At 62.5% G+C, this 24,632-nt stretch carries 27 protein-coding genes; 9 read left to right on the forward strand and 18 right to left on the reverse strand.

Annotated features, from left to right (window positions below):
* Nucleotides 1–3: 3 nt before the first annotated feature.
* The 4 genes from mrdA to ACQ4WZ_RS25570 all read right to left on the reverse strand — a co-directional run bounded on the left by mrdA (nt 4) and on the right by ACQ4WZ_RS25570 (nt 4,711).
* Nucleotides 4–1,974, reverse strand: a complete 1,971-nt coding sequence (gene mrdA / locus ACQ4WZ_RS25555; protein WP_133988697.1) for a penicillin-binding protein 2 — start codon at nt 1,972–1,974, stop codon at nt 4–6.
* A gap of 12 nt (nt 1,975–1,986) precedes the next feature.
* Nucleotides 1,987–2,499, reverse strand: coding sequence for a rod shape-determining protein MreD (gene mreD, locus ACQ4WZ_RS25560; RefSeq protein ID WP_035824494.1), 513 nt, complete (start codon nt 2,497–2,499; stop codon nt 1,987–1,989).
* Nucleotides 2,496–3,563 (reverse strand): rod shape-determining protein MreC, encoded by a 1,068-nt coding sequence (gene mreC, locus ACQ4WZ_RS25565; RefSeq protein WP_436574793.1) that lies wholly within the window; start codon nt 3,561–3,563, stop codon nt 2,496–2,498. Before mreC ends, mreD begins: the two co-directional genes overlap by 4 nt.
* A gap of 104 nt (nt 3,564–3,667) precedes the next feature.
* Complete coding sequence (locus tag ACQ4WZ_RS25570; protein WP_010393186.1) at nt 3,668–4,711, reverse strand: rod shape-determining protein; 1,044 nt, start codon at nt 4,709–4,711, stop codon at nt 3,668–3,670.
* A gap of 351 nt (nt 4,712–5,062) precedes the next feature.
* Here ACQ4WZ_RS25570 and gatC point away from each other — a divergent pair, with 351 nt between their 5' ends.
* The 6 genes from gatC to ACQ4WZ_RS25600 all read left to right on the forward strand — a co-directional run bounded on the left by gatC (nt 5,063) and on the right by ACQ4WZ_RS25600 (nt 11,491).
* The gene (gene gatC, locus ACQ4WZ_RS25575; protein ID WP_101483781.1) at nt 5,063–5,365 is read left to right on the forward strand and encodes an Asp-tRNA(Asn)/Glu-tRNA(Gln) amidotransferase subunit GatC; all 303 of its coding nucleotides are present in this window, start codon (nt 5,063–5,065) and stop codon (nt 5,363–5,365) included.
* A gap of 178 nt (nt 5,366–5,543) precedes the next feature.
* Nucleotides 5,544–7,028, forward strand: coding sequence for an Asp-tRNA(Asn)/Glu-tRNA(Gln) amidotransferase subunit GatA (gatA, locus tag ACQ4WZ_RS25580; RefSeq protein WP_436574794.1), 1,485 nt, complete (start codon nt 5,544–5,546; stop codon nt 7,026–7,028).
* Nucleotides 7,029–7,063: 35 nt separating this feature from the next.
* Nucleotides 7,064–8,539: an Asp-tRNA(Asn)/Glu-tRNA(Gln) amidotransferase subunit GatB gene (gene gatB, locus ACQ4WZ_RS25585; RefSeq protein WP_279587407.1), complete on the forward strand. Its 1,476-nt coding sequence runs from the start codon at nt 7,064–7,066 to the stop codon at nt 8,537–8,539.
* A gap of 189 nt (nt 8,540–8,728) precedes the next feature.
* Nucleotides 8,729–9,112, forward strand: a complete 384-nt coding sequence (locus ACQ4WZ_RS25590) for a BlaI/MecI/CopY family transcriptional regulator (RefSeq protein ID WP_133988700.1) — start codon at nt 8,729–8,731, stop codon at nt 9,110–9,112.
* Entirely contained in the window at nt 9,109–10,356 is a 1,248-nt protein-coding gene (locus tag ACQ4WZ_RS25595; protein ID WP_436574795.1) for a TonB family protein, read from the forward strand. Before ACQ4WZ_RS25590 ends, ACQ4WZ_RS25595 begins: the two co-directional genes overlap by 4 nt.
* Before the next feature lie 97 nt (nt 10,357–10,453).
* Entirely contained in the window at nt 10,454–11,491 is a 1,038-nt protein-coding gene (locus ACQ4WZ_RS25600) for an oxidoreductase (RefSeq protein WP_101483776.1), read from the forward strand.
* 21 nt (nt 11,492–11,512) lie between these two features.
* Here the strand turns inward: ACQ4WZ_RS25600 and ACQ4WZ_RS25605 are convergent, their stop codons facing one another.
* The 5 genes from ACQ4WZ_RS25605 to ACQ4WZ_RS25625 form a co-directional block, all read right to left on the reverse strand.
* Nucleotides 11,513–11,827, reverse strand: a complete 315-nt coding sequence (locus ACQ4WZ_RS25605; RefSeq protein ID WP_101484850.1) for a hypothetical protein — start codon at nt 11,825–11,827, stop codon at nt 11,513–11,515.
* Nucleotides 11,827–12,291: a carboxypeptidase-like regulatory domain-containing protein gene (locus ACQ4WZ_RS25610; protein WP_101483775.1), complete on the reverse strand. Its 465-nt coding sequence runs from the start codon at nt 12,289–12,291 to the stop codon at nt 11,827–11,829. The genes ACQ4WZ_RS25605 and ACQ4WZ_RS25610 overlap by 1 nt, the downstream gene beginning before the upstream one ends.
* Before the next feature lie 65 nt (nt 12,292–12,356).
* Nucleotides 12,357–12,548, reverse strand: coding sequence for a YqaE/Pmp3 family membrane protein (locus tag ACQ4WZ_RS25615; RefSeq protein WP_092716721.1), 192 nt, complete (start codon nt 12,546–12,548; stop codon nt 12,357–12,359).
* Between the two features lie 93 nt (nt 12,549–12,641).
* Complete coding sequence (locus ACQ4WZ_RS25620; RefSeq protein ID WP_101483774.1) at nt 12,642–13,517, reverse strand: alpha/beta fold hydrolase; 876 nt, start codon at nt 13,515–13,517, stop codon at nt 12,642–12,644.
* A 21-nt stretch (nt 13,518–13,538) separates the two neighbouring features.
* Nucleotides 13,539–14,432: a LysR family transcriptional regulator gene (locus tag ACQ4WZ_RS25625; protein ID WP_034749390.1), complete on the reverse strand. Its 894-nt coding sequence runs from the start codon at nt 14,430–14,432 to the stop codon at nt 13,539–13,541.
* 124 nt (nt 14,433–14,556) lie between these two features.
* On the opposite strand from ACQ4WZ_RS25625, the gene ACQ4WZ_RS25630 reads away from it, so the two are divergent.
* Nucleotides 14,557–15,300: a sulfite exporter TauE/SafE family protein gene (locus ACQ4WZ_RS25630; protein WP_436574796.1), complete on the forward strand. Its 744-nt coding sequence runs from the start codon at nt 14,557–14,559 to the stop codon at nt 15,298–15,300.
* A complete protein-coding gene (locus tag ACQ4WZ_RS25635; RefSeq protein ID WP_180338576.1) occupies nt 15,288–15,542 on the forward strand; it encodes a GNAT family N-acetyltransferase in 255 nt (84 codons plus the stop codon). Before ACQ4WZ_RS25630 ends, ACQ4WZ_RS25635 begins: the two co-directional genes overlap by 13 nt.
* On the opposite strand, the gene pyrE is transcribed toward ACQ4WZ_RS25635, so the two are convergent.
* On the reverse strand, nt 15,539–16,201 hold the full coding sequence (pyrE, locus tag ACQ4WZ_RS25640) for an orotate phosphoribosyltransferase (protein ID WP_010393161.1): 663 nt from the start codon (nt 16,199–16,201) through the stop codon (nt 15,539–15,541). The genes ACQ4WZ_RS25635 and pyrE overlap by 4 nt on opposite strands.
* A 108-nt stretch (nt 16,202–16,309) precedes the next feature.
* On the opposite strand from pyrE, the gene ACQ4WZ_RS25645 reads away from it, so the two are divergent.
* On the forward strand, nt 16,310–17,086 hold the full coding sequence (locus tag ACQ4WZ_RS25645) for an exodeoxyribonuclease III (RefSeq protein ID WP_101483771.1): 777 nt from the start codon (nt 16,310–16,312) through the stop codon (nt 17,084–17,086).
* A 6-nt stretch (nt 17,087–17,092) separates the two neighbouring features.
* On the opposite strand, the gene ACQ4WZ_RS25650 is transcribed toward ACQ4WZ_RS25645, so the two are convergent.
* The 8 genes from ACQ4WZ_RS25650 to ACQ4WZ_RS25685 form a co-directional block, all read right to left on the reverse strand.
* Nucleotides 17,093–17,992 (reverse strand): pseudouridine synthase, encoded by a 900-nt coding sequence (locus ACQ4WZ_RS25650; RefSeq protein WP_101483770.1) that lies wholly within the window; start codon nt 17,990–17,992, stop codon nt 17,093–17,095.
* 1 nt (nt 17,993) lies between these two features.
* Nucleotides 17,994–18,896, reverse strand: coding sequence for a M48 family metallopeptidase (locus ACQ4WZ_RS25655; RefSeq protein WP_101483769.1), 903 nt, complete (start codon nt 18,894–18,896; stop codon nt 17,994–17,996).
* Nucleotides 18,877–20,136, reverse strand: coding sequence for an AmpG family muropeptide MFS transporter (locus ACQ4WZ_RS25660; RefSeq protein WP_101483768.1), 1,260 nt, complete (start codon nt 20,134–20,136; stop codon nt 18,877–18,879). The genes ACQ4WZ_RS25655 and ACQ4WZ_RS25660 overlap by 20 nt, the downstream gene beginning before the upstream one ends.
* Complete coding sequence (metW, locus tag ACQ4WZ_RS25665) at nt 20,136–20,747, reverse strand: methionine biosynthesis protein MetW (RefSeq protein ID WP_070222822.1); 612 nt, start codon at nt 20,745–20,747, stop codon at nt 20,136–20,138. The genes ACQ4WZ_RS25660 and metW overlap by 1 nt, the downstream gene beginning before the upstream one ends.
* Nucleotides 20,744–21,943: a homoserine O-succinyltransferase MetX gene (metX, locus tag ACQ4WZ_RS25670; protein WP_101483767.1), complete on the reverse strand. Its 1,200-nt coding sequence runs from the start codon at nt 21,941–21,943 to the stop codon at nt 20,744–20,746. Before metX ends, metW begins: the two co-directional genes overlap by 4 nt.
* Nucleotides 21,944–22,077: 134 nt before the next feature.
* Nucleotides 22,078–23,820 carry a phosphoenolpyruvate--protein phosphotransferase gene (ptsP, locus tag ACQ4WZ_RS25675; protein WP_436574797.1) on the reverse strand — a complete coding sequence of 581 codons (1,743 nt, stop codon included), beginning with the start codon at nt 23,818–23,820 and terminating at the stop codon, nt 22,078–22,080.
* Between the two features lie 44 nt (nt 23,821–23,864).
* On the reverse strand, nt 23,865–24,134 hold the full coding sequence (locus ACQ4WZ_RS25680; RefSeq protein WP_034749416.1) for an HPr family phosphocarrier protein: 270 nt from the start codon (nt 24,132–24,134) through the stop codon (nt 23,865–23,867).
* 92 nt (nt 24,135–24,226) lie between these two features.
* Nucleotides 24,227–24,631: a PTS sugar transporter subunit IIA gene (locus tag ACQ4WZ_RS25685; RefSeq protein WP_029496035.1), complete on the reverse strand. Its 405-nt coding sequence runs from the start codon at nt 24,629–24,631 to the stop codon at nt 24,227–24,229.
* Nucleotide 24,632: the final 1 nt, after the last annotated feature.

Genomic DNA, 24,632 nt, shown 5'->3' on the forward strand with positions numbered 1-24,632 from the left:
CCTTTATTGCCTGGCAGGCGGCGCCGGGGCAGCCTGCTCGTCAGTGATTTCTTCCAGGGTACGCACTTCGTCGACATCTTCCTTGGGCACCTTGGTAGTGTCCCTTTCCTTGTCGCTCGGGCGCTTGCCCAGCAGGTAGTAGTCGAGTGCCTTGCGCGCGATCGGCGCAGCCACGCCGGCGCCGAAGCCCGCATTTTCCACCACGATGGCAATCGCGATGCGCGGCTTGTCGGCCGGCGCGAAGGCCGTAAACAAGGCGTTGTCGCGCAGGCGTTCGGCCAGCAGCTTGGCATTGTACTTCTCGTTTTTCTTGATGCCTACCACCTGCGCCGTACCCGTCTTGCCGCCCACCGTGTACTGCACGCCGGCGAAGATGCGCGCGGCCGTGCCGCCCTGCTCGCTGGTCACGCCCACCATGGCGCGCTTGATGGTGTCGATGTTTTCCTGCTTGAGCGCGATGCGGTAGCTTTCCTTCGGTACCGTCAGGGTACGCGCGCGCGTGGCGGCGTCTTCGATGATCTTCACCAGATGCGGCTTCATCACCACGCCGTTATTGGCCAGGTTGGCTGTCGCGTGGGCGATCTGCAGCGGCGTGTAGGAATTATAGCCGGAGCCGTTACTCACCGAAATCGTGTCGCCGCCCACCCATTTTTTCTGCTGTGGCGTCTTGAAGCGGTTGCGCTTCCATTCCGTCGACGGCAGCACGCCCGTCTTTTCATTATTCAGGTCGATGCCCGTCAACTGGCCGAAACCGAACGGCTTCATGAAGTCGTGGATGGCATCGATGCCCATGTCGCGGCCCAGCTGATAGTAATAGGTGTTGCAGGAGACAACGATGGACTTGTGCATGTCCACCGTGCCATGGCCGCCCACCTTGTCGTCGCGGAAGGTGTGGCCACCGAGGATGAAGAAACCGGGATCGGAAATCGACTGGCTCGGCGTGCGCTTGCCCAATTCGAGTGCGGCCAGCGCCATGAAGGGCTTGAAGGTCGAGCCGGGCGCGTAGGTGCCGGACAGGGGACGGTTCACCATCGGCCGGTCCAGAGAGGTATTGAGTTCATTCCAGCTTTGCTGGTCGATGCCGTCGACGAACAAGTTGGGGTCGTAGCCGGGCTTGGAGACGTAAGCCAGGATGTCGCCCGTGGCCGGGTCGATCGCCACGGCTGCGCCACGCCATTCCCCAAACGCTTCCTCGACCACTTTTTGCAGTTCGATGTCGATCGACAGGATCAGGTTGTTACCAGGCGTCGCTGCCGTGCGCGACAGGGTGCGCATGGCGCGCCCGCCAGCCGACACTTCCACTTCTTCGTAGCCGGTGGTGCCATGCAGCTGCTTTTCGTAGCTTTTTTCCAGGCCTTCCTTGCCGATATGGTCGGTACCGTTGTAGTTGGCCGCGTCCTCGCCCTCTTCCAGCGCCTTGGCTTCATTGCGGTTGATGCGCCCGATGAAGCCCACCACGTGCGACGCCACCTCGCCCATCGGATACTGGCGGAACAATCGCGCCTGCACCTCGACGCCGGGGAAGCGGAAGCGCTGCGCCGTGAAGCGCGCCACTTCCTCGTCCGTCAGGCGCGTGCGCAGCGGCACGCTGACGAAGTTCTTCGACTCTTCCAGCAGCTTCTTGAAGCGGCGGCGGTCCTTGATGTCGATCTGCACCAGTGTCGACAGCTCGTCGATCACCGAATCGAGGCTGGCACTCAATTTCGATGGCGTGATTTCCAGCGTATAGGCCGAGTAATTGCGCGCCAATACCACGCCGTTACGATCGAGGATCAGGCCGCGCGTGGGCACGATGGGCACCACGGCGATGCGGTTGTCCTCGGCCTTGGTCGCGTAGTCCTCGTGCTTGATCACCTGCAGCCAGATGAAGCGCGCCAGCAACAGCGAAAAGCAGACGAAGACAAGCCCGCCCAGGATGGTCAGGCGCATGCGGAAAAAATGCAGTTCGCGCTCGGTATTCTTAAGTTCAGTCATGGCAGGCGCCCGTCAAATCGGCCGGTTATGGTCGCGGTCCACGGCGCGGCGCTGCGGCGCCAGCAAGATCCACGTGACGAAGGGCCACAGGGCCACGGCGACGAAGCTCTCGATGAAATTGAGCCATCCGGGGAAACGGCCCGAGACGATCAGGCGCGTCAGCAATTGCAGCGCCTGCGTCAGCAGCAGCAGCGGCAGCACGTGCAGCGCCTGCGTCAGGATGGGGAACCACAGCACGCGGCGGTGCATCATGATGGCGAAATAAGACAGCAAGGTGTAGGCCAGCGCATTCTCACCCAGCAGGGTCGAGTCGTGCACGTCCATCATCAAACCCATGAAGAATGCCACGCCGATGCCGACCTTGCGCGGCTGGTGGATACCCCAGAAGACCAGCACCAGGGCGACGAAATCGGGCACGCCGACAAACTGCCCCCATGGCAGCAGGTTCAGCAGAAAAGCGCACAGCAGGGAAAATCCGATGAACAGGGGGCTGACCGGCAGCAGGATGTAATGCGGGCGGTTCATCGTGTCGCTTCCTTCGGTGGCACGGCAGCAGGTGTTGTGGCAGCGGCCGGCGCCGCCGGTTTCGGAACCGGGCCAGCGGATGGCTTCGCGGCCGGTGTGGCCGGTGCGGTGGCCGGCGCTGCCGCCGCCCCGCCGGCGGCAGCCTCCTTGACAGGGTCCTTGATCGGCGCCATCTTGCCGGCGATCTTGCGGCCCGTCTTGACTTCTTCGGTCGGCGGGCGGGCGGGCATCTCGGGCGACGTCATCAAGATAAGCAGTTGGGTGTTGCGTTCGATGCCGGCCAGCGGCTGGCACACGACGCGGCCAAACGGGCCATGCGCGTTGCGCTCGACCAGTGTCACGCGCGCCACTGCCAGGCCGGCCGGGTACAGGCCGTCGAGGCCAGAGGTAATGACGATGTCACCGATCTGGATATCGGCGGTGGGCGCTGTAAAACGCAGCTCCATGGTGCCGGACTTGCCGCGACCGATGGCCACGCTGCGCACGCCATTGCGCAGCAGCTGCACGGGAATGGCTTGTTCTTCATCGGTCAGCAAGGTCACTTCCGAGGTGAACGGGAACACGCGCGTGACTTGTCCCACCACGCCCAGGTTGTCGATCACGGGGCGGCCCAGTTCGACGCCATTCTGGATGCCCCTGTCCAGCACGATCTTGCGCGTGGCAGAATCGCGCGTGTCATACAGCACTTCAGCCATCAGGGTCTTGACGGGGACTCTTTCGCGCGCCTCCATCAATTTGCGCAAATGGTTGTTTTCAACGATATTGAGCTGCGCCTGCTGCATGATCTGCGCCGAAGCGATTTGTTCGTGCTTCAGGTCGCGCACCTGTTTTTCCAGGGAAGACAGCGAAGAAAAGTAGTTGCCGACGCCAAGCGCCACATCGCGCGGCACCAGGGCTGCCATCTGCACCGGATACAGCACGGTGCCGACTGCCTGGCGCACGGCCGTCAAGGCGTGCATGCGCGAATCGACCAGCAACAGGGCGATAGAAATGCCGGCGAACACCATCATCTTGACGCGGGCGGAGGCGCCTTGTTTGAAAAGTGGCGGAGGACTGTATTCCATGACATCCAATAATCAGGCGCAGTGCGCCAACGTGCAAGGCCCGGTCGAACGCCGGCGCCAAAACCAAAAAAAGGCCGGAGTTGGTTTCCGGCCCTTCTGTCAGATTATTCGTAGGAGAAGATCGAGCCGAGCTTGTCCATACGCTCCAGGGCCATCCCGGAACCACGCACCACGCAGGTGAGCGGGTCCTCGGCCACCAGCACCGGCAGGCCGGTTTCCTCCATCAGCAGGCGGTCCAGGTCGCGCAGCAGTGCGCCGCCGCCCGTCAGCATCATGCCTTTTTCGGCGATGTCGGCGCCCAGTTCCGGCGGTGTCTGTTCCAGCGCGTTCTTCACGGCCGAGACGATGTTGTTCAGCGGATCGGTCAGCGCTTCGAGAATCTCGTTGCTGGAAATGGTGAACGAGCGCGGGATGCCTTCGGACAGGTTGCGGCCCTTGACTTCCATTTCCTTCACTTCCGAACCCGGGAAAGCCGAACCGATGGCCTTCTTGATGGCTTCGGCCGTTTGTTCGCCGATCAGCATGCCGTAGTTGCGGCGGATGTAGTTGACGATGGCTTCATCGAACTTGTCGCCGCCCACGCGCACGGAACCCTTGTAGACCATGCCGCCCAGCGAGATGATGCCCACTTCCGTGGTGCCGCCGCCGATGTCGACCACCATCGAGCCGGTCGCTTCGGACACGGGCAAGCCCGCGCCGATGGCCGCTGCCATCGGTTCTTCGATCAGGTATACCTGCGAGGCCCCGGCGCCCAGGGCCGATTCGCGGATCGCGCGGCGCTCGACCTGGGTCGAACCGCACGGCACGCAAATGATGATGCGTGGCGAAGGACGGAAGAATTTCGAGTCGTGCACCATGCGGATGAACTGCTTGAGCATCTGTTCGGTCACGGTGAAGTCGGCGATCACGCCATCTTTCATCGGACGAATCGCTTCGATATTGCCCGGCACCTTGCCCAGCATCTGCTTGGCTTCCTTGCCGACTGCCTGAATGGTCTTCTTGCCATTCGGACCGCCTTCCTGGCGGATGGCGACGACGGATGGCTCGTCCAGGACGATACCGAGGCCGCGCACATAAATAAGGGTGTTGGCCGTGCCCAAGTCAATGGCCAGATCGGTGGAGATATACCTGCGTAAAAAACCAAACATGAGTGTCCTGTAGCGCATCGAGCTGCGCAAAAGCTGTTTATGGGGAGTTTCAAAGCGGGCGCTTTCAGGCACCCTGAAAATCCATGAAGGCGATTTTCCCGGGTTTCGCTTGGCGCTTGCGCAATCTTTTCTATGCTGCGGCAGCAGTCCATCAGCGCCGGCAACGCATTAACCCGCCATTCTACCTTATAATTTGAATGCGATTTGCTCAAAAACCATGGAAAAGTGCGACTCTTGCAGCCGCGAGTTACGCGGCATTCCTCGGCTTTTGTGAGCAAAAAAGCAGCATATACCCGCGTTTTAACAAAACGCCAACTTAATACTCATGCGCGGCACTCCGCGCCATTCGCCATGTCCCTGACACTATCCGACGTAAAACGCATCGCCCACCTGGCACAACTTGAAATGGCCGACGATCAGGCCGTCACGTCGCTGGCCCAATTGAACAAGATTTTTGCACTGGCGGAACAAATGCAAGCCGTCAATACCGATGGCGTGGCCCCCCTGAGCCACCCGCTGGCCGCCCACATGGACAATATCGCCCTGCGCCTGCGCGAGGACATCGCCACCGAAGCAAATCACCGCGACGCCTACCAGGCAGTGGCACCGAAAGTCCAGGACGGCCTGTATTTGGTGCCGAAAGTGATCGAATAACTGGCACCTGACATAAGCTACTGCGCGTCGCGACTTGCGGCCTCCGATGCTCACTGTGCCAAAGCACAGCTCCGCTTCTCGGCCACAACTCACTTTCGCTCGCTACGCTTCTGTCAGGCGCTAGAACGGCGCAGTGCACGAAAAACAACCTTGCCGAATAGATAAAAATAGAAACGCCATGCATACAAAATCCATCAAACAGCTGTCCACGCTTTTGCAGAACAAGGAAATTTCCGCCGTTGCACTGGCGACGCACTTCCTCGACCGCATCGCAGCGGACAACTCGAACGCCTTCCTGCACGTCGACCGTGCCTTGACCCTGGCGCAAGCTGCAGAGGCCGACGCGCGCATCGCCGCCGGCACGGCCACACCATTGACGGGCGTGCCGATCGCGCACAAGGACCTGTTCGTGACCCGTGGCTGGCGCACCACGGCCGGCTCGAAAATGCTGGCCAACTACGCCAGCCCGTTTGACGCCACCGTGGTGGAAAAATTCCTGGCGGCTGGCATGGTCACCCTGGGCAAGGTCAATTGCGATGAATTCGCCATGGGTTCCGGCAACGAAAACTCGGCCTTCGGCGCCGTGAAGAATCCCTGGGATACAACAGCAGTGCCGGGCGGCTCGTCCGGCGGCTCGGCCGCCGCCGTTGCTGCAGGCCTGACACCAGCGGCCACCGGCACCGACACTGGCGGCTCGATCCGCCAGCCTGCCGCCTTCTGCGGCATCACCGGCATCAAGCCAACCTATGGCCGCGTGTCGCGCTTCGGCATGATCGCCTTTGCCTCGTCGCTGGACCAGGGTGGCCCGATGGCTCGCTCGGCCGAAGACTGCGCCCTGCTGCTCACCGCCATGGCCGGCTTCGACGAGCGCGACTCGACCAGCCTCTCCCCGGAACAAGGCGGCGTGGCGGAAGATTTTTCGCGTGAACTGGGCCAGCCGTTGACGGGCTTGCGCATCGGCGTGCCGCGCGAGTACTTCGGCGAGGGCCTGGCCAAGGACGTGGAAGCGGCCGTGCGCGGCGCACTGGCGCAGTATGAAAAACTGGGTGCCACCCTGGTCGACATCTCGCTGCCGAACACGGCCCTGTCGATTCCCGCCTACTACATGATCGCCCCGGCTGAAGCGTCGTCGAACCTGTCGCGCTACGACGGCGTGCGCTACGGCCACCGCGCCGCCGAGTACAAGGACTTGCAGGACATGTACAAGAAATCGCGCGCACAGGGCTTCGGCCCGGAAGTGCAGCGCCGCATCATGGTCGGTACCTATGTGCTGTGCCACGGCTACTACGACGCCTACTACCTGAAGGCGCAAAAGATCCGCCGCCTGATCGCGCAGGATTTCGATGCCGTATTAAATGGTCAGAACGCCGTCTGTGACGTCATCATGGGACCGGTCGCGCCAACTGTCGCCTGGGACCTGGGCGACAAGACGGATGACCCGGTGGCGAACTACCTGGCCGACATCTACACCCTGTCGACCAGCCTGGCCGGCCTGCCCGGCATGTCGATCCCTTGCGGTTTCGGCACCGGCGAGAAAAACGCCAAGCGCCCCGTTGGCCTGCAAATCATCGGCAATTATTTTGGCGAAGCCAAGCTGCTGAACGTGGCCCACCAGTTCCAGCAAGTGACGGACTGGCATACGCGCAGCCCTGCCGGCATTTAAGAACAGACGCGCCGCCCTGGCGGCGCCACTAAAAAATAAGCGAGAACACTATGCAATGGGAAGTCGTCATCGGTCTTGAGAACCACGTGCAGCTCACGACCGAATCCAAAATTTTCAGCGGTTCGCCGATCAAGTACGGCGCCGAAGCCAACACGCAGGCCAGCCCGGTAGACCTGGCGCTGCCAGGCGTGCTGCCCGTCATGAACAAGCAAGCGGTCGACCGCGCAATCCGCTTCGGCCTGGCCGTCGGCGCCACCGTCGCGCCGCACTCGGTCTTCGCGCGCAAGAATTATTTTTATCCGGATTCGCCCAAGGGCTACCAGATCAGCCAGTTCGAGGACCCTGTCGTCATCGGCGGTGCGCTGACCTTCGGCTATGAAAAGGATGGCGAATTCGTCACCAAGACGGTGAACCTGACGCGCGCCCACCTGGAAGAAGACGCGGGTAAATCCCTGCACGAAGACTACGCAGGCATGAGCGGCATTGACTTGAACCGCGCCGGCACGCCGCTGCTGGAAATCGTCTCGGAACCGGAGATCCGCAGCGCTGCCGAAGCCGTGGCCTACGCCAAGGCCCTGCACTCGCTGGTCATGTGGCTGGGCGTTTGCGACGGCAACATGCAGGAAGGCTCGTTCCGCTGCGACGTCAACGTCTCCGTGCGTCCTGTCGGCCAGAAAGAATTCGGCACCCGCTGCGAGATCAAGAACCTGAACTCCTTCCGCTTCATCGAGGAAGCCGTGCACGTGGAAGTGCGCCGCCAGATCGAGCTGATCGAAGACGGCGGCAAGGTCGTGCAAGCCACGCGTTTGTACGATCCGGATCGCAAGGAAACGCGCGAAATGCGCAGCAAGGAAGACGCCCAGGATTACCGCTACTTCCCGGACCCCGACCTGCCGCCGCTGGTCATCTCGCAAGCGTGGATCGACACCGTCAAGGCCTCGATGCCGGAACTGCCGGCCGCCATGCGCGCGCGCTTCATCAGCGAATACGCGCTGCCTGAATATGATGCGCTGGTGCTGACGCAATCGAAAGCCATGGCGACCTATTTCGTCGCCGTGGTGGACAAGGCCGGCAAGGAAAACGCCAAGGCTGCCGCCAACTGGCTGATGGGCGACGTGTCGTCGACCCTGAACCGCGAAGGCGTGGACCTGGACGACGCCCCCGTCTCCGCCGCGCAGCTGGCCGCCATGCTCAAGCGCATCGCCGATGGCACGATCTCGAACAAGGCGGCAAAGGAAGTCTTCGCCGGCATGTGGGAAGCCAAGTCCAGCGACGAGAACCTGGTCGACGCCATCATCGACGCCAAGGGTCTGAAACAGATCTCGGACTCGGGCGCTCTGGAAGCCATCGTTGATGAAGTACTGGCGGCCAACGCCAAGTCGGTGGAGCAATACCGCGCCGGCAAGGAAGCGGCCATCAACGCGCTGATCGGCCAGGCCATGAAAGCGTCCAAGGGCAAGGCCAACCCGGCCCAGCTGACGGAACTGCTGAAGGCCAAGCTGGCGGGATAATTCCCACGCCCCCCAAAAAAGACGCCGCGGCGTCTTTTTTTTTGCCTGGCCACTTCACTCATAAACAAGCTTGTCTAGTTTTTCCCGCATGGCTGGAAGGCGTTTATGCGGCACATAAAATTAAAGTATACATTTCTGTCTACAACGACTATTCTAACCTTATTGATTTTCAGGCAAGAGGAAAACAGCATGGCCAAGACGCACGACATCCCGAAACCGACGGCAGCCGAACTCGATCTGCTGCAGGCACTGTGGCCGCTGGGCGCCGCCACGGCCAAGCAGGTGCACGAGGCGATGGCCCTGGCCAAGCCGGCCATCACGTATGGCACCGTGCTGCGCCTGATGCAGATCATGCACACCAAGGGCTTGCTGATTCGCGACGCAAGCCAGCGTTCGCACGTGTATGCGCCGGCCCAGGCGCAGGACAGCCTGCAGACGAACCTGCTCAAGGAATTGATGCAGAAGGCCTTTGCCGGTTCGGCCAAGGCGCTGGTGCTGGCGGCGCTGCGCACGGGCGTGTCGCGCGCAGAACGTGAAGAGATAGAAAAAATGCTCAAGGAGGATCAATCATGAACGGCTTCGTGCCAGCGCTGGGCTGGACCCTGCTGCACTTCCTGTGGCAAGGCTTGCTGATCGGCTGCACCACGGCGCTGGCGTGGGCGGCCCTGCGCAACGCGCGTCCCGAGGCGCGCTACGCCATCGGTTGCGGCGCCTTGCTGGCCAGCCTGGCATGGCCGGCGGCGGGCTTGTATCTGCGCCTGGCCGGCGGCGATGCCACGGGCGCGCTGTTCTCCAGTGCCTTGCTGCCGGCCGCCCTGCTGGCGCCCGACAGCTTGCCCGACCTGGACCTGCTGCTGCGCGCCGTCGTCGGCGTGTGGGCCCTGTGCGCCGCCGTGCTGGCCGTGCGCATGGCGCTGGGCATGCTGTGGATAGAGCGCAGCGCCAGGAACACCGGGGCCACGCACCCGCAACTGCAGACAAGGCTGTCGCGCATGGCGCAGCATGCCGGCGTGGGACGGCCCGTGCGTCTGCGCGTGCTCGACAACATTGCCAGCCCGCTCACGGCCGGCATCTGGCGCCCCATGGTGCTGGTGCCTGCAGCGCTGATCACCGGCATGCCGCCGCACCTGCTCGATGCGCTGCTGGCGCACGAACTGGCGCACATCCGGCGCCACGATTATCTGATCAACCTGCTGCAAAACGCCATCGAGACGCTGCTGTTCTTCCACCCTGCCGTCTGGTGGATCTCTCGCGGCGTGCGCCTCGAACGCGAACATATTGCAGATGATTTCGCAGCAAGACAACTGGGCGAACCGCGGCGTCTGGCTCTTGCACTCTCGGAACTGGAACGTCTCCAGTTCTCAACCCACCACCTGGCCCAAGCGGCCAACGGAGGAGATCTTATGTCACGTATCAAACGATTGCTGCGCCCTGTACCACAAACCTTGAACTGGAAAGCGGCCGTGCCGCTGCTGGCCCTCGCCGGCGCCTGCCTCGGCATCTACGGCCAGGCCGTCGCCGCCGACAGTGCACCTGTACTGGAGCGCCGGCCCATCATCGACTTTGGCGTCTGCGGCAAACCGGTCTACCCAGCCGCATCGCTGCAGGCGAAAGAAGAGGGCACGGTCAACATGTCCTTTGACGTCAATGCCTCCGGCAAGGTGTTGGGCTCGAGCGTGGTCAAAAGCAGCGGCCATCCGGCCCTCGACGAGGCGGCGCGCAGCGGCATTGCCAAGTGTACGTTCAAGCCTGCCCTTGCTGGCGGCAAGCCTGTCAGCGCCAGCGTCAAGGTGCAATACGTCTGGAGCCTGAACTAATGTATGCGCGGCGGCATCGTAGCAACATTGCAGCAGCGCTGCCGCCGCCCGCTTGCGGGTATGATCATGGATTCTTCCACGCACCTGTGAACCCGCCATGAACAAGATCAAAACCGGCCTGGTTGGCTACGGCTTTGCCGGCTCCACCTTCCACGCCCCCGTCCTGTCTACCGTCTCTGCCCTGGAACTGGCCGCCGTCGCCTCCAGCAAACCGGAGCTCGTGCACAAGGATTGGCCGAATACGACCGTGTATGCGGAAGCGGCGCAGCTGTTTGCCGATGCGTCGATCGAGCTGGTCGTCATCGCCGCGCCCAATGAAGCGCATTTCAGCCTGGCCCTGGCGGCCCTGCAGGCGGGCAAGCACGTGGTGGTCGACAAGCCATTTACTATTTCCAGCGCCGAGGCGCAGACCCTGATCGCCCTGGCCAAGGAACGCAAGCTGGTGCTCAGCGTGTATCACAACCGGCGCTGGGATGGCGACTTCCTGACCCTGAAAACACTGCTGGCACAGGGCACCCTGGGGCGCATCGCCAGCGTCGAATCGCATTTCGACCGTTTCCGCCCCGAGATCCGCCAGCGCTGGCGCGAGTCTGGCGCACCCGGTGGCGGCTTGCTGTACGACCTGGGCCCGCACATGCTGGACCAGGCCATGCAGCTGTTCGGCCAGCCGGAAAAACTGTACGCCGATATCGTCCTGCAGCGCGATGGGGCGCAAGCAGTCGACTATATGCACATCGTTTTGTACTACGACCGCTTGCGCGTGGTGCTGCAAGCCGGCTGCCTGGTGAAGGCGCCGACGGCGCGCTTCGCCGTGCATGGCGACAAGGGGAGTTTCGTGAAGTTTGGCCTCGACCCGCAGGAAGATGCCCTGAAGGCGGGCGGCAGGCCGGGACAGCCAGGTTGGGGCGTGGACCCCGTGCGCGGCGCGCTGCACCTGGGTACCCAGCCGGATGGACATTTTGAACACCTCGACATGCAGGCGGGCCGCTACCAGGACTTTTACCAGGGCATGGCCGACGCCATCCGCCACGGCGCACCGGCGCCCGTAGCAGCCGAGGATGCGGCAGCGACAATACGCCTGATCGAACTGGCGCTGCAAAGCGCCGCCGAAGGACGCGTGCTCGCGGTCAGCTGATTCGATGTCAACTGACCGAGGTCAGTTGATGACGAAGGCCAGCACCACGGCACCCAGCGCCAGCAGGGCCAGGCCGCAAATGAACAGCAGTTCACCCCACCATTCGTAGCGCAAGCGCGACTGGCCGGGGCGCAGCGACATGAACGAAAGCACGGCGCTGACGAGAAAGACGATGGCATCGACGGCGAGCAGCTTGTCGATGGCCACGCGCACCTCGCCGCGCGGCGCCAGGTGCCCGATCGACAGCACCGTCATGCACACGCCGACCATCGTCGCCGATGTGGGCAGGATATGCGCCGACAAGCCCCGTTCGGACGCCTTGCCGTCGCCGGGCATCAAGGCCGGCCCTGGTTCGTTCCCGCCGCCCAGACCAGCTCAACGCGCGCGGACGATCCCGCCTTGACTTGCACCTTGCGCGCCAAAGTATTGCCGGCAAGGGTGGCGCGCAAGCTGTAGCTGCCCGGCGGCAGTTTCGCCAGCAGGAACGGTCCGCTGGCCGTCGTTTCAAGCACCTGCGCGCCCTTGGCATCGTGTATTTCCAGCTTCACGTCGGAGGCAAATTCCGCCTTGCCCCCCGCCTGCACGGAAAACACCAGGCTCAAGGGCCAATGCCGGCTGGCGCTCTTGATGGCAGTCGACTCGTCGAGGCCGATACCGCCGCTCAGATATTCCACCGCGCCGCTCTTTTGCACGGGCGGCAGTGCGCTGTCGGTTTGGGCTTGCACCGCACTTCCCAGCAACAGCCCGGCTGCCAGCATTACCGCCGCCAGGCTCAGGGTACCGCGTCTGTCTGGTGCCATCTCACTCTCCTCATATTGCTTGAATCAAGATAGGAAGCGCAGCTTAGGCCAGCCTTAGAACACGATCAGCGCCGGCGCATGGCTTCGGCGATCTTCTGGTCCGTCTTGTACTGGCTCAGCGCATAAACGGCCCAGATCGTGGCTGGCAGCCAGCCGATCAAGGTGATTTGCAGGATCAGGCAAATGATGCCGGCAATGGGGCGGCCGATGGTGAAAAAGGTCAGCCACGGGAGTATCAGGGCAATCAGCAAGCGCATCGTTCGTTCCTTGAGTATTCCCCTGTGCCGCGGGGACCGGGCCGGCGCGCCGGCGATAAAATCAATTTATCCGATTATAACGATACCTGCGACTCACGCCGGCACGGGTGGGAGCAGCTTTTCGATCCAGGCCAGGATGGCGGCAAAGATCACGTCGCGGTTCACTTCATTGAAATTCTCGTGGTAATTGGCCGGATAGTAATGATAGTCGAGCAGGCCCTCGGGCACGCTGCGCAGCAGGCTTTCCGTGGCGCGGCTGTTGGCCAGCTTGTCGTCGCCCGCCACCACGGCAAACAGGGGGAAGCGCCAATCCGACAAGCCGCCCGCCAGTTCCTTTTGCGCCGACGTCAAGGCATGGGCGAAGCGCACCGACGCTGCACTGGCGCGTATGCCATCGCGCTCATCCTGAAAATGGCGCGCGGTGATGGTTTGATCGTGCGTCAGCAACATGGTCAGGTTGCCCAGCGGCACCTTCATCGTGGGGTAGCGCTTGGCCAGCCAGCCGGACAGCATCTGCAGCACCTTCGGCACGGGAATCGCATTCACGTAATACGGCGAGGAGATAATGAAACCCCGGATGGCCGGGTCGCCCGCAAAACGGCGCAGGCCAAGGTGCGTGGCGATCAAGCCCCCCATGGAATGGCCCATGACGAAAATCGGCAAGCCCGGATACGCCTGCTTGATCCAGGCGAGGAACAGTTCCTCGTCGTCGAGGAAGGCCTCGAACGAAGGGATATCCACCTTGCGCTTGCCATCGTGGCCCACCATGTCGAAGCTGGCGGTGGCGAAGCCATGTTGGCGGAAGGTCAGCGCCGGCGTGACGTAATCGCCCGCGTGCGCCATGCCGCCGTGGATCGCCAGGATCACGGCGCGGGGGCGTTGGGGCTGTGGCGGCTGCCAGATATGAATGGGCCGCTCGACCTGGTCGCTGCACAGCAGGCTGGCCATCTTGTCTTCTGAAAAACGCATCGCTGCTCCTGTCGTGCCCTGTTACGCCTTCAGATGATCGATCAACTGGCGCGCGTACAGGGGTAATTCACTGAACTGGCGTACGCAAATCGTCAGATTGCGTACCGACCAGGGATCGGATAATTCCAGGCAGCGCAGCGCCATCGTCTGCTGGCAGCGGCTGGCCGCCGCCAGCGGCACCACGCTGATGCCCACGCCGCTGGCGACCATGCGGCACACGGCATCGAAACTGCGCAGGCGCACGCGCACCTTCAACGGACGACCCAGGCGCGCCGCATGCATGCCAAGGTACTGCTGCATCGCGCTGTCATCGGCCAGGCCGATGAAATCGTGATCGAGCACGCTGGCAAAGTCAACGACGCCATCCTGGCCGAGCGCGCGGTGATGCACGCCGTCGGCTGCCGCGATGACGACTAAACGGTCGGGGCGGAACAAAAACGTCTGCAAGCCGCGCATGTCGACCGAGTCGGACACGATGCCCATGTCGGCCAGCCCTTCCGAAACGGCTTTGACGATATCGTAACTGAGGCGCTCCTCCAGGTCGATGGTCAGGTTCGGATGGCGGTCGAGAAAAGCACCGAGTGCCTCAGGCAAAAATTCGCTGAGCGCCGCCGTATTGCATAGCAGCCGCAACTGTCCTTTCAAGCCGCGCGCAAATTCACCTAACTCGCCGCGCATTTTCTCCATTTGCAGCAGTACCAGGCGCGCGTGATGCAGCAAGGTCTGCCCTACCGGTGTCGGCTCAACGCCACGCCGCCCGCGCAGCAGCAGGGGCATGCCCAGCATCTCTTCCATGCCGCGCACGCGCGCGCTGCTTGAGGCCAGCGCCAGGTGGCTGCGCGCAGCCCCCGCCGTCAGGCTGCCCGCCTCCACCACGTTGACAAACAGCTGCAAATCGACCAGATCAAAACGCATGGCAGCTCTCCTTTTCGCCATCTTATCAGCCTTCGTCCATCCCTAAGGCTGACTCAAGATAATCCACCTTGGCGAAAGGCGCGGGCAGGCGCAGAATCCTTGCAAAACCACTGTGGAATAAAAAATGGAGACATCATTTCTGCTGGCTATCGGCGCCAGCTTCCTCGTCGCTGGCTTCGTCAAGGGCGTAGTCGGACTGGGGCTGCCGACGGTGGCCATGGGCACGCTCAGCCTCGTCATGCCACCCGTGCAGGCGGCAGCCCTGCTGATCGTGCCGTCGATGGTGACGAATGTATGGCAGCTGGCGGCCGGCCCGGGCCTGCGCGCCCTGCTGCGCCGTTTGTGGCCCATGCTGGCCGCCGTCATCGCGGCTACCTTGACGGGCGGCGCCCTGCTGCCGCAGGACAGCGGCGCCTGGGCCGTCGTTGCGCTGGGCGTGGCGCTGATGCTGTACGCGCTGGCGGGACTGTTCTCGCTGCAACTGCGCGTGCCGACGCGGCATGAAGCCTGGCTGGGGCCCATGGCAGGCGCCGTGACGGGATTGCTGACTGCCGCCACGGGCGTCTTCGTGATCCCCGCCGTGCCGTATCTGCAGGGACTGGGGCTGGCACGCGACGCGCTGGTGCAGGCGCTGGGCCTGGCGTTTACGGCATCGACCGTGGCGCTGGCGGCCAGCCTGGCATTGCACGGCAACTTCAGCCTGGGCGCGGCGGCCGTTTCCGCGTATGCGCTGCTGCCGGCGCTGGTCGGCATGCTGGCCGGCCAATGGCTGCGCGGGCGCATCGCGCAGCAAGTATTCAAGCGGTGCTTTTTTGTCGGGCTGTTCGCCCTGGGCCTGCATGCGGCGCTGAAACCATGGCTGGCGTGATGCAGATAGAGTGGCAAGGGGATAGCGCGCTGTGCGCGTGGATCGACGGCCAGCAAGTGGCCATGCTCGATATCAGCAGGCGCGCCGATGAAGTGACGGTGAACATGCTGTTCGTGAAACCGCCGTTCCGGCGGCGCGGCATCGGCGGCGCGCTGTTGCGGCGCTTGTTGCAATGCCACCCATCGGCCAGCGCTACCTGCAGCGACCCGCGGCTGCGGGCGCTGCTGGAGAGGACTACTTAAATTCCATACCGATTGCGGTACGCGGAAACAGCCTCTTTATATTTCAGCAGTTCCGGATCGGCGCCCGCGCCATTCAGGTAGCCGAACAAGTCGTCCAGGTTGCCGATTGAGATGACGGGAATACCATACTGTTTCGACACTTCCTGCACCGCCGAACTTGGCGACAGCTGGCCGTCCGGGCCCGAACGCTCCATGCGGTCCAGGGCGATCAGCACGGCGCATGGCTCGGCGCCGGCGGCGCGGATCATGTCCACCGACTCGCGTACCGAGGTACCGGCCGAGATCACATCGTCAATAATGACAACCTTGCCATGTAGCTTGGCGCCGACGATGGTGCCGCCTTCGCCATGGTCCTTGGCTTCCTTGCGGTTGAAGGCGAACGAAGTGTTGCGGCCCTTGCCGGCCAGCGCCACGGCGGTGGCCGATGCCAGGGTGATGCCCTTGTAGGCGGGGCCGAACAGCATGTCGAATTCGACGCCCGAGTCGAGCAGGGTCTGCGCGTAGAACTGCGCCAGCTCGGCCAGGGTAGCACCATCATGGAACAGGCCCGCATTGAAGAAGTATGGCGACTGGCGTCCGGCCTTGGTGGTGAACTCGCCAAACCGCAAGACTCCCTTGGATACTGAAAACGCGATAAACTGCTGGCGTAAATTATTCACATTAGCCTCATTTTTTAAAAGTGCCTGTATTTTAATCCGCGCGCACCGGCGAGACAATCGCCATGCCGCGCCCGCCGGCCCCGTCCAGCGCCCTTTCACTCTCGACTTATGCCAAAAATTATCTCCGCCAACTTGAACGGCATCCGTTCCGCCGCCAAAAAAGGCTTTTTCAACTGGATGGGCACGCAGACGGCCGATTTCATCTGCGTGCAGGAATTGAAGGCGCAACTGCCCGACATGACGCCGGAATTCCTCAATCCCCACGGCTATCATGGCCATTTCCACTATGCCGAGAAGAAGGGTTATTCGGGAACGGGCATATATAGCAAGGTCGAACCGGACGCCGTGCATATCGGCTTCGGCAGCCCGGAATTCGACGCCGAAGGCCGCTACGTGCGCTGTGATTTTGGCAAGCTGTCCGTCATTTCCGTGTACTGCCCTTCCGGCTCGTCCGGCCCGGAGCGCCAGGAAGCCAAGTTCCGTTTCATGGAGCTATTCCTGCCGCATCTGCTGGAATTGAAGGCGCTGGGCCGCGAAGTGGTCATCTGTGGCGACTGGAATATCGCCCACCATGAAATCGACCTGAAGAACTGGAAGGGCAACAAGAAGAATTCCGGCTTCCTGCCGGAAGAGCGCGCGTGGCTGACGCGCGTCTTCGACGAAGTGGGCTTTGTCGACGTGCACCGCGGCCTGGACAAGCGCGAAGACCAGTACACCTGGTGGAGCAACCGGGGCCAGGCCTACGCGAAGAACGTGGGCTGGCGCATCGACTACCATGTCGCCACGCCCGGTATCGCGGCCCAGGCGCATACGGTCAGCGTCTACAAGGACGAGCGTTTCTCCGACCATGCGCCACTGATCATCGATTACACGATCAAGGCATAAGCACTGCTACAGGCTGCGCCGGCTTTCAAAATGGCGCAGCTCGCCCGTCAACGGATCCGTGAAATCGATCGCCCGCGCCAGCAGCTGCAAGGGCTGCGACATGTCATCTTCCTTGCACTGCAGGGCCAGCGGGTAAAACGCATCGTTGACGATGGGGATGCCGAGTGAAGCCAGGTGCACGCGCAGCTGGTGCTTGCGCCCCGTGTGCGGGTACAGCCGGTACAGGTTCACCTCGCCGCGCCGTTCGATCACGTCGATGACGGTTTCCGAGTTCGGCTCGCCCGCCTCCTCACGCATGAGGAAGAACTGCTCGCCCTCGACCATGCGGCTGCGATAGGTGAACGGAAAATCGCGGCCATCGAGGTGCGGTGCCAGCGCCTCATACGTCTTGCGCACTTCGCGGCGCTGGAACAGCGACTGGTAGGCGCCACGGCTGGCTACCAGGCGCGAAAAAATCACCACGCCGGCCGTCTCGCGGTCGAGGCGGTGGATCGGCGTCAGCTCGGCGCAGTCCAGGTTTTTCTTCAGGCGCGTCAGCAAGGTCTCCTGCACGAACCGCCCGGCCGGCGTCATGGGCAGGAAATGCGGTTTGTCGACCACCACCAGGTGTTCGTCCTGGAACAGGATCTCTTCCTGGAACGGGATCGGCGTTTCGCGCTCCAGCTCGCGGTAGTAAAAAATGCGCATGCCGCGCCGGTATGCGCTGTCGGGCGCCAGCACGGCGCCGTCGCCATTGACCACGTCACCGCGCGCCATGCGGTCCTGCCATTGCGCGGCGCTGATCTGCGGATAGCGATCAAGCAGAAACGACAGCATGTCGGGCCATTGTCCTTCCGGCAGCCACAGGTAGCTGGGCGCCACGCCATCGCGCATGGGCAAGGGTGAGGCAGCGTGGCGGCTGGACATCCTAGCGCTGCGCGATAGCGTTGCTGCGGTAGGGCGGCAATGCCTCGACACTGACGCCCTTGCTGCGCGCGTACAGGGGCAGCACCTGCGCCATATGGCTGTTCATCTGCGAGATGCGGTCCTTGCCCGACGGGTGGGTCGAGAGGAATTCCGGCGGCGCGCCCGCGCTTGCGGCCGCCATCTTCTGCCACAGGATGACGCCGGCGCGCGGATCGAAACCTGCACGCGCGGCCAGGTCCATGCCGATCAAATCCGCCTCGCGTTCATCGTCGCGCGAGAACTTCAGCATCACGCCCTTGGCCGCCATATTCGTGGCGGTGCTGGTCAGATTCGGGTCGACGCCGAGCCAGGCCGACAGGCCGGCGCCGGCCAGCTTGGCGCCGACGGCGGCCAGGTTGCCCTTGCCTGCCTGCGCCTGCGCGTGTTCGCGCAAGGCATGCGAAATTTCATGTCCCATGACGACGGCCACTTCATCGTCGGTCAAATTCAGCTTCGTGATAATGCCGCTGTAAAAAGCGATCTGCCCGCCCGGCATGCAAAAGGCGTTGACCTCATCCGAGTTGAGCAGGTTGACCTGCCAGTTCCAGTTAGCCGCCGCCTCGTTCCAGCGCGTGGCGAACGGGATGATGCGCTGGGCGATGGCGCGCAGGCGTTTCACTTGCGGGTCGCTGTCCGGCACCAGCGCATTTTTTTCCTTCGCTTCGTTGACCAGCTGCGTATATTGCTGCTTCGATTGTGCGTTGAAATCGGCGCCGCCGGCAAAGATGCGCGAGGTCGACAAAGGACGCACCTTGATGCCATCCTGTACCGTCGCCTGCTGGGCAAAGACGGACAGGGGCGCCAGCGCGGTGGCCGCGCACAGGCTGGCCAGGACGGTATAACGTTTAAGGGATATTGGTGCCATTGGCAGACCTCCATGGGGCAATTTTAGGCAACATCATCATGGCCGGGAAGGCCAGGAAGAAGCAAACAATGAAAAACGAGAACCAGCCCAGCTCGGCAACCAGAAAGCCCACCGAGGCATTGATCAGGGTGCGCGGCACGGCGCTCAAACTGGAAAACAGCGCATATTGCGTGGCCGTGTAGCGCGGATCCGTGGTGCGCGACAGGAACGCGACAAAGGCGGCAGCACCCAGGCCCAGGCTGGCAAATGCTTCAAAACCGATCACGGCACTGAGCAGCATGGTGTTCGGCCCCACCTGCGCCAGCCAGGCAAAGCCGAGAATGGCGATCGCCTGCAGCGCGCCAAACACCCACAGGCCACGGTTGATGCCCAGCTTGAGCATCCACACGCCGCCCACCACGCCGCCGGCCAGGCTGGCCCAGAAACCCGTGGTATTGGCGGCCAGGCCGATCTGCGTCATGCTAAACCCCAGGTCCAGGTAAAACTTCGTCGCCAGCGCCGTGGCCATGCTGTCGCCGATTTTGTAGAGTAGTACGAAGGCGAGGATCCACATTGCGTTACGCCAACCATCGCGCGCGATGAATTCCTGGAACGGCAAGATGATCGCTTCGCGCATGGTCTTCGGCGGCGAACCGTAGACGGTGGGTTCCTTGATCAGCAAGGTACAGACGAGGCCCGGCAACATGAAGGCGGCCGTGATCCAGAAGACGGGCTGCCACGGCATGCGGTCGGCCAGGATCAGCGACAGCGCACCCGGCACCATGCCCGCCACTTTATAGGCGTTGACGATGACGGCGGCGCCCAGGCCCTGCTCGTTATCGGAAAGGATTTCGCGTCGGTAGGCGTCGATAACGATGTCCTGGCTGGCCGACAGAAAGGCCACGCCGCCCGCAGCGGCGGCGATCAGGCCGATCTGCGTGAGCGGATCGAGCATGCCCATGCCGCCGATGGAAAAGAACAGCGCCACCTGCGTAAGTGCCATCCAGCCGCGTCGGCGACCCAGTCCCAGGATGCGGTAGCGGTCCATCAGAGGCGCCCACAGGAATTTCCAGATGTAGGGGAACTGCACCAGGGCGAACAGCCCCAGCGCTTTTACGTTCAGGCCCGACTTGGCCAGCCATGCCTGCAGCAGGTACAGCAGGATGAACAGGGGCAGGCCGGAACTGAAGCCCAGCACCAGCACGGCCAGCATGCGGCCGCTGGCGTAGGAACGCCAGCCTGGCGCCGGACTTGTCGTCATCAATGCACCGCTTTTTTGCGCAGACGGAAGACGGCCAGGTCGCCGCGCAGGTTCGGCAGCACGGAGACCATCTTGCCTTCGGCAAGGGCCACGCATTCGATCACTTCCAGGCCGCATTCTTCGGCCAGTTCACGGAAGTCATTGATGGTAGCGCAGCGCACGTTGGGCGTGTCATACCACTGGTAAGGCAGCGATTTCGACACGGGCATGCGCCCTTTCAGCAGCGCCACGCGGTGCGGCCAGTAGGCGAAATTGGGAAACGAGACGATAGCCTCGGCGCCCACGCGCACGATGTCGCGCAGCAGCGGCTCGACCTGCTTCATCATCTGCAAGGACGACAGACACAGCACCGTGTCGAAGCTGTTGTCGCCAAAAATGGCCAGGCCTTTTTCCATGTCCTGCTGGATCACATTGACGCCGCGTAACGTACTGGCCAATACCTTATCGTCGGCGATCTCGATGCCATAGCCGCTGCACTCCTTGTCGCTTTGCAGGTACTGCAGCATCACGCCTTCGCCGCAGCCCACGTCCAGCACATGCGCGTTATTCGGCACCCAGTGGGCGATGAAGGCCAGGTCGGGGCGCAACGCGCTCAATTCGTCAAAAGTCATGCTATCTCCTTGGCGCCCTGGCGGACGGCGGTGTTCCTGGCTGCTGCGGGCGCGCCCACGTTGATGTCATTCCATACCTGGCCATAATAGGCGCGCACCATGTTCATGTAGCGCGCATCTTCCAGCAGGAAAGCGTCGTGGCCGTGCGGCGCGTCGATTTCCGCATAGGTCACCTGGCGGCGGTTGCACACCAGCGCCTCGACGATTTCGCGGCTGCGCTCGGGCGAGAAACGCCAGTCGGTGGAAAACGAGGCGAGGAAGAACTTGGCCTGGGTGCCCGACAGGGCCTTGGCCAGGTCGCCGCCATGCGCGCGCGCCGGATCGAAATAATCGAGCGCCTTGGTAATCAGCAGATAGGTGTTCGCGTCGAAGTACTCGGAGAACTTGTCGCCCTGGTAGCGCAAGTACGATTCGATCTCGAAATCGATGCCGAAGCCGAATTTGTAGTCGCCCGTCTGCGCCGCATCGCGCAGCTTGCGGCCGAATTTTTCGGCCATGTCGTCATTTGACAGATACGTGATGTGGCCCACCATGCGCGCCACGCGCAAGCCGTTCTTCGGCACCACGCCGTGTGCATAGAAGTCGCCGCCATGGTAATCGGGGTCGGACAGGATGGCCTGGCGCGCAACGTCATTGAAGGCGATGTTCTGCGCCGACAGCTTGGCCGTCGAGGCGATTACCACACAGTGCCTCAACCGCTCGGGGAACATGATGCTCCACGCCAGCGCCTGCATGCCGCCCAGCGAGCCGCCCATCACGGCGGCGAACTGTCTGATGCCCAGCTCATCGGCCAGGCGCGCCTGCGCGCTGACCCAGTCTTCCACCGTCACGACAGGGAAAGAGGCGCCATATGGCTTGCCGGTGGCGGGATTGGTGTGCATGGGGCCCGTCGAACCGAAGCAGGAACCCAGGTTGTTGACGCCGATGACAAAGAATTTGTTCGTATCGAGCGGCTTGCCCGGCCCCACCATATTGTCCCACCAGCCCGTGCTCTTCGGCTCGTCGGCATACACGCCGGCCACGTGGTGCGAGGCATTCAGGGCGTGGCAAACCAGCACCGCGTTCGATTTGTCGGCGTTCAGGGTGCCGTAGGTTTCATACATCAACATATAGTCCCGCAGCGATGCTCCGCTTTGCAGCTGCAGGGGTTGCGCAAAATACATGGTTTGCGGCGAAACGATTCCAATGGATGACATGTGTGTCGGTTTATAAAAGGGGGTGGCCCCACGGGCCATGGTCGATGCAGCACCGCGATGATAGGTTCTGCAACTTTAACACCAGGAAACATCTTGCCGCGCGCGATGCCTCCTGGTGCTGATAAAGCGACAGTTTACATGAGCTGCAACTGTTGTACGGCTTCCGCGATCACATTTGGTTCCATGGAGCGCATAATTTTGCGCATTTGTGGTGCGATCAGACCCAGGTCGCTGTTGAGGATCTCTTGCTTGACCGCCAACAGCTGGGCCGGATGCATGGAAAACTCGCGCAGCCCCATACCCAGCAGCAAGCGCGTGAGCTTCACGTCGCCCGCCATTTCGCCGCACACGGCCACGTCGATGCCCGCCTTGTGGCCAGCCGCAATCGTCATGGAGATCAGCTGCAGCACGGCCGGGTGCAGCGGATTGTACAAATGCGCCACTTCGTAATCGACGCGGTCGATGGCCAGGGTGTACTGGATCAAATCATTCGTGCCGATCGACAGGAAATCCATGCGCTTGACGAACATGGGCAAGGCCAGCGCAGCGGCGGGAATCTCGATCATGGCGCCCACTTCGACGGCGTCGTCGAACTTGACGCCCTCCTCGCGCAGGCTGGCCTTCGCCTGGGCGATCATGGCCAGCGACTGATCGATCTCGAAGGCATGCGCCAGCATGGGGATCAGGATGCGCACCTTGCCAAAGGCCGAGGCGCGCAGAATCGCGCGCAGCTGCGTCAGGAACAGTTGCGGCTCGGCCAGGCAGTAACGGATGGCGCGCAGGCCCAGGGCAGGATTCAAGGCCGTATGGTCGGACTGATCGAGCGGCTTGTCGGCGCCGATGTCGAGCGTGCGGATGGTCACCACGCGCCCTTTCATCGACTGCACCGTGCTGCGGTAAGCCTCGAACTGCTCGTCCTCTGTAGGAATCTTGTGGGCGCGGCCCATGAACAGGAATTCAGAACGGAACAGGCCCACGCCGCTGGCGCCCGATTCCAGCGCAAACGGACAATCTTCGGGCAGTTCGATATTCGCCAGCAGGGTGATGGAGGTGCCGCACTTGGTGACGGCCGGCGTCTTTTTCAGCTTGCCCAGCTTCTTGCGCGCGCGCTGCATGGCCACCTGGCGCTCGCGGTACTGCTCCAGCACCAGGGCGCTGGGGTTGGCGATGACCACGCCGGCGTCGCCGTCGATGATCAGCCAGTCGTCCTGCTCGATCAGCATCGACGCCTGCGACATGCCAACGGCGGCCGGGATATCCAGGCTACGCGCGACGATGGCCGTGTGCGAGTTCTGTCCGCCCACGTCGGTAATGAAGCCGATGAAGGAGCGGTCGCGGAATTGCAGCATGTCGGCGGGCGAAATATCGTGGGCGACCACGATCATCTGCGCCAGCACCTCATCTTCGGCTGCCGCCTTGGGCAGCAGCTGTTCGGTGCCCAGCAAGACCTTCAGCACGCGTTCGGCCACTTGCTGGATATCGGCCTTGCGCTCGCGCAAATATGGGTCTTCGATTTCGTCGAACTGCGCCGATAATTCATCGATTTGCGTCAGCAGCGCCCATTCGGCGTTGTAATGGCGCGAACGGATGATGTCGAGCGGCGCTTCGGCGATCATCGGGTCCGAGAGGATCAGCGCATGCACATCGATGAACGCACCCAGCTCGGTGGGCGCATCTTTCGGCAGCTCGTTCCACAGGGTTTGCAGTTCCTTGTGGACGGCGGCGATGGCGTTTTGCAAACGCTGGACTTCGGCTTCGATCTGTTCCTGGGCGACCAGGTAATGTTTGACGTCAAGGGCGGCCGGCGCCAGCAGATGCGCGCGGCCAATGGCGATGCCGCGGGAGACCGGGATGCCGTGGAGCGTGAAAGATGCCATGGGGTGACCTGTCGAAATGCGGCTGCGGCTGCGTTCGGCGGGCATTACTCGCCTTCGCCAAACCTGTCATTAATCAGGGCGGTGAGCGCATCGACACATGCCTGCTCATCATCGCCCTCGGCTTCCAGGGTCACTTTCGCGCCCTTGCCGGCGGCCAGCATCATTACGCCCATGATGGACTTGGCGTTGATGCGGCGCGCGTTGCGGGTCAGCCAGACGTCGCTCTTGAACTTGGCGGCGAGCTGGGTAAATTTGGCGGAGGCGCGTGCGTGCAGTCCCAGCTTGTTGATGATTTCGAGTTCTCTTTGAATCATTTTTGTATGGTCTCTATCCCTGAATGCACTACGCTGATGACAATCTTGGCCTATAAAACCCGCCGCCTTCAGGGCGGCGGCCATGCACTTCCTTATTCGCCCACACGGATGCGGTTATCGACGCGCACGGCGCCGCTTTGCGCACCGGCCAGCGCCATCTCCACCACCACGTCGAGCGTGTCGCGGCGATACGTGATGGCGCGCAGCAGCATCGGCAGGCTGATGCCGGCGATGACTTCCACCCGGCCCGCATCGGCCAGCTTGTTGCAGCAGTTCGACGGCGTGCCGCCCTTCACATCGGTAATTACCAGCACGCCGGAGCCGTCGTCGAGGCGGCAAATGGCTTCGGAAGCCAGCTTTTGCACTTCCGCCAGGTCCTGGTCGGCGACAACATCGATGGCTTCAAAACGTTCTGTTGGCCCGCGAAACACATGCGCGCAGGCGGCGATGAACGCCTGTCCCAGCGGGGCATGTGTCATGAGCAAAATCCCTACCATA

It is taken from the genome of Janthinobacterium darwini (assembly GCF_051380905.1).
Classification (GTDB): domain Bacteria; phylum Pseudomonadota; class Gammaproteobacteria; order Burkholderiales; family Burkholderiaceae_D; genus Janthinobacterium.

What these genes read in the sequence shown, in the direction of transcription:
- mrdA (WP_133988697.1), bottom strand. Translation starts at nt 1,974, where the DNA reads ATGACTGAACTTAAGAATACCGAGCGCGAACTGCATTTTTTCCGCATG.
- mreD (WP_035824494.1), bottom strand. Translation starts at nt 2,499, where the DNA reads ATGAACCGCCCGCATTACATCCTGCTGCCGGTCAGCCCCCTGTTCATC.
- mreC (WP_436574793.1), bottom strand. Translation starts at nt 3,563, where the DNA reads ATGGAATACAGTCCTCCGCCACTTTTCAAACAAGGCGCCTCCGCCCGC.
- ACQ4WZ_RS25570 (WP_010393186.1), bottom strand. Translation starts at nt 4,711, where the DNA reads ATGTTTGGTTTTTTACGCAGGTATATCTCCACCGATCTGGCCATTGAC.
- gatC (WP_101483781.1), top strand. Translation starts at nt 5,063, where the DNA reads ATGTCCCTGACACTATCCGACGTAAAACGCATCGCCCACCTGGCACAA.
- gatA (WP_436574794.1), top strand. Translation starts at nt 5,544, where the DNA reads ATGCATACAAAATCCATCAAACAGCTGTCCACGCTTTTGCAGAACAAG.
- ACQ4WZ_RS25590 (WP_133988700.1), top strand. Translation starts at nt 8,729, where the DNA reads ATGGCCAAGACGCACGACATCCCGAAACCGACGGCAGCCGAACTCGAT.
- ACQ4WZ_RS25595 (WP_436574795.1), top strand. Translation starts at nt 9,109, where the DNA reads ATGAACGGCTTCGTGCCAGCGCTGGGCTGGACCCTGCTGCACTTCCTG.
- ACQ4WZ_RS25600 (WP_101483776.1), top strand. Translation starts at nt 10,454, where the DNA reads ATGAACAAGATCAAAACCGGCCTGGTTGGCTACGGCTTTGCCGGCTCC.
- ACQ4WZ_RS25605 (WP_101484850.1), bottom strand. Translation starts at nt 11,827, where the DNA reads ATGCCCGGCGACGGCAAGGCGTCCGAACGGGGCTTGTCGGCGCATATC.
- ACQ4WZ_RS25610 (WP_101483775.1), bottom strand. Translation starts at nt 12,291, where the DNA reads ATGGCACCAGACAGACGCGGTACCCTGAGCCTGGCGGCGGTAATGCTG.
- ACQ4WZ_RS25615 (WP_092716721.1), bottom strand. Translation starts at nt 12,548, where the DNA reads ATGCGCTTGCTGATTGCCCTGATACTCCCGTGGCTGACCTTTTTCACC.
- ACQ4WZ_RS25620 (WP_101483774.1), bottom strand. Translation starts at nt 13,517, where the DNA reads ATGCGTTTTTCAGAAGACAAGATGGCCAGCCTGCTGTGCAGCGACCAG.
- ACQ4WZ_RS25625 (WP_034749390.1), bottom strand. Translation starts at nt 14,432, where the DNA reads ATGCGTTTTGATCTGGTCGATTTGCAGCTGTTTGTCAACGTGGTGGAG.
- ACQ4WZ_RS25630 (WP_436574796.1), top strand. Translation starts at nt 14,557, where the DNA reads ATGGAGACATCATTTCTGCTGGCTATCGGCGCCAGCTTCCTCGTCGCT.
- ACQ4WZ_RS25635 (WP_180338576.1), top strand. Translation starts at nt 15,288, where the DNA reads ATGGCTGGCGTGATGCAGATAGAGTGGCAAGGGGATAGCGCGCTGTGC.
- ACQ4WZ_RS25645 (WP_101483771.1), top strand. Translation starts at nt 16,310, where the DNA reads ATGCCAAAAATTATCTCCGCCAACTTGAACGGCATCCGTTCCGCCGCC.
- ACQ4WZ_RS25650 (WP_101483770.1), bottom strand. Translation starts at nt 17,992, where the DNA reads ATGTCCAGCCGCCACGCTGCCTCACCCTTGCCCATGCGCGATGGCGTG.
- ACQ4WZ_RS25655 (WP_101483769.1), bottom strand. Translation starts at nt 18,896, where the DNA reads ATGGCACCAATATCCCTTAAACGTTATACCGTCCTGGCCAGCCTGTGC.
- ACQ4WZ_RS25660 (WP_101483768.1), bottom strand. Translation starts at nt 20,136, where the DNA reads ATGACGACAAGTCCGGCGCCAGGCTGGCGTTCCTACGCCAGCGGCCGC.
- metW (WP_070222822.1), bottom strand. Translation starts at nt 20,747, where the DNA reads ATGACTTTTGACGAATTGAGCGCGTTGCGCCCCGACCTGGCCTTCATC.
- metX (WP_101483767.1), bottom strand. Translation starts at nt 21,943, where the DNA reads ATGTCATCCATTGGAATCGTTTCGCCGCAAACCATGTATTTTGCGCAA.
- ptsP (WP_436574797.1), bottom strand. Translation starts at nt 23,820, where the DNA reads ATGGCATCTTTCACGCTCCACGGCATCCCGGTCTCCCGCGGCATCGCC.
- ACQ4WZ_RS25680 (WP_034749416.1), bottom strand. Translation starts at nt 24,134, where the DNA reads ATGATTCAAAGAGAACTCGAAATCATCAACAAGCTGGGACTGCACGCA.
- ACQ4WZ_RS25685 (WP_029496035.1), bottom strand. Translation starts at nt 24,631, where the DNA reads ATGGTAGGGATTTTGCTCATGACACATGCCCCGCTGGGACAGGCGTTC.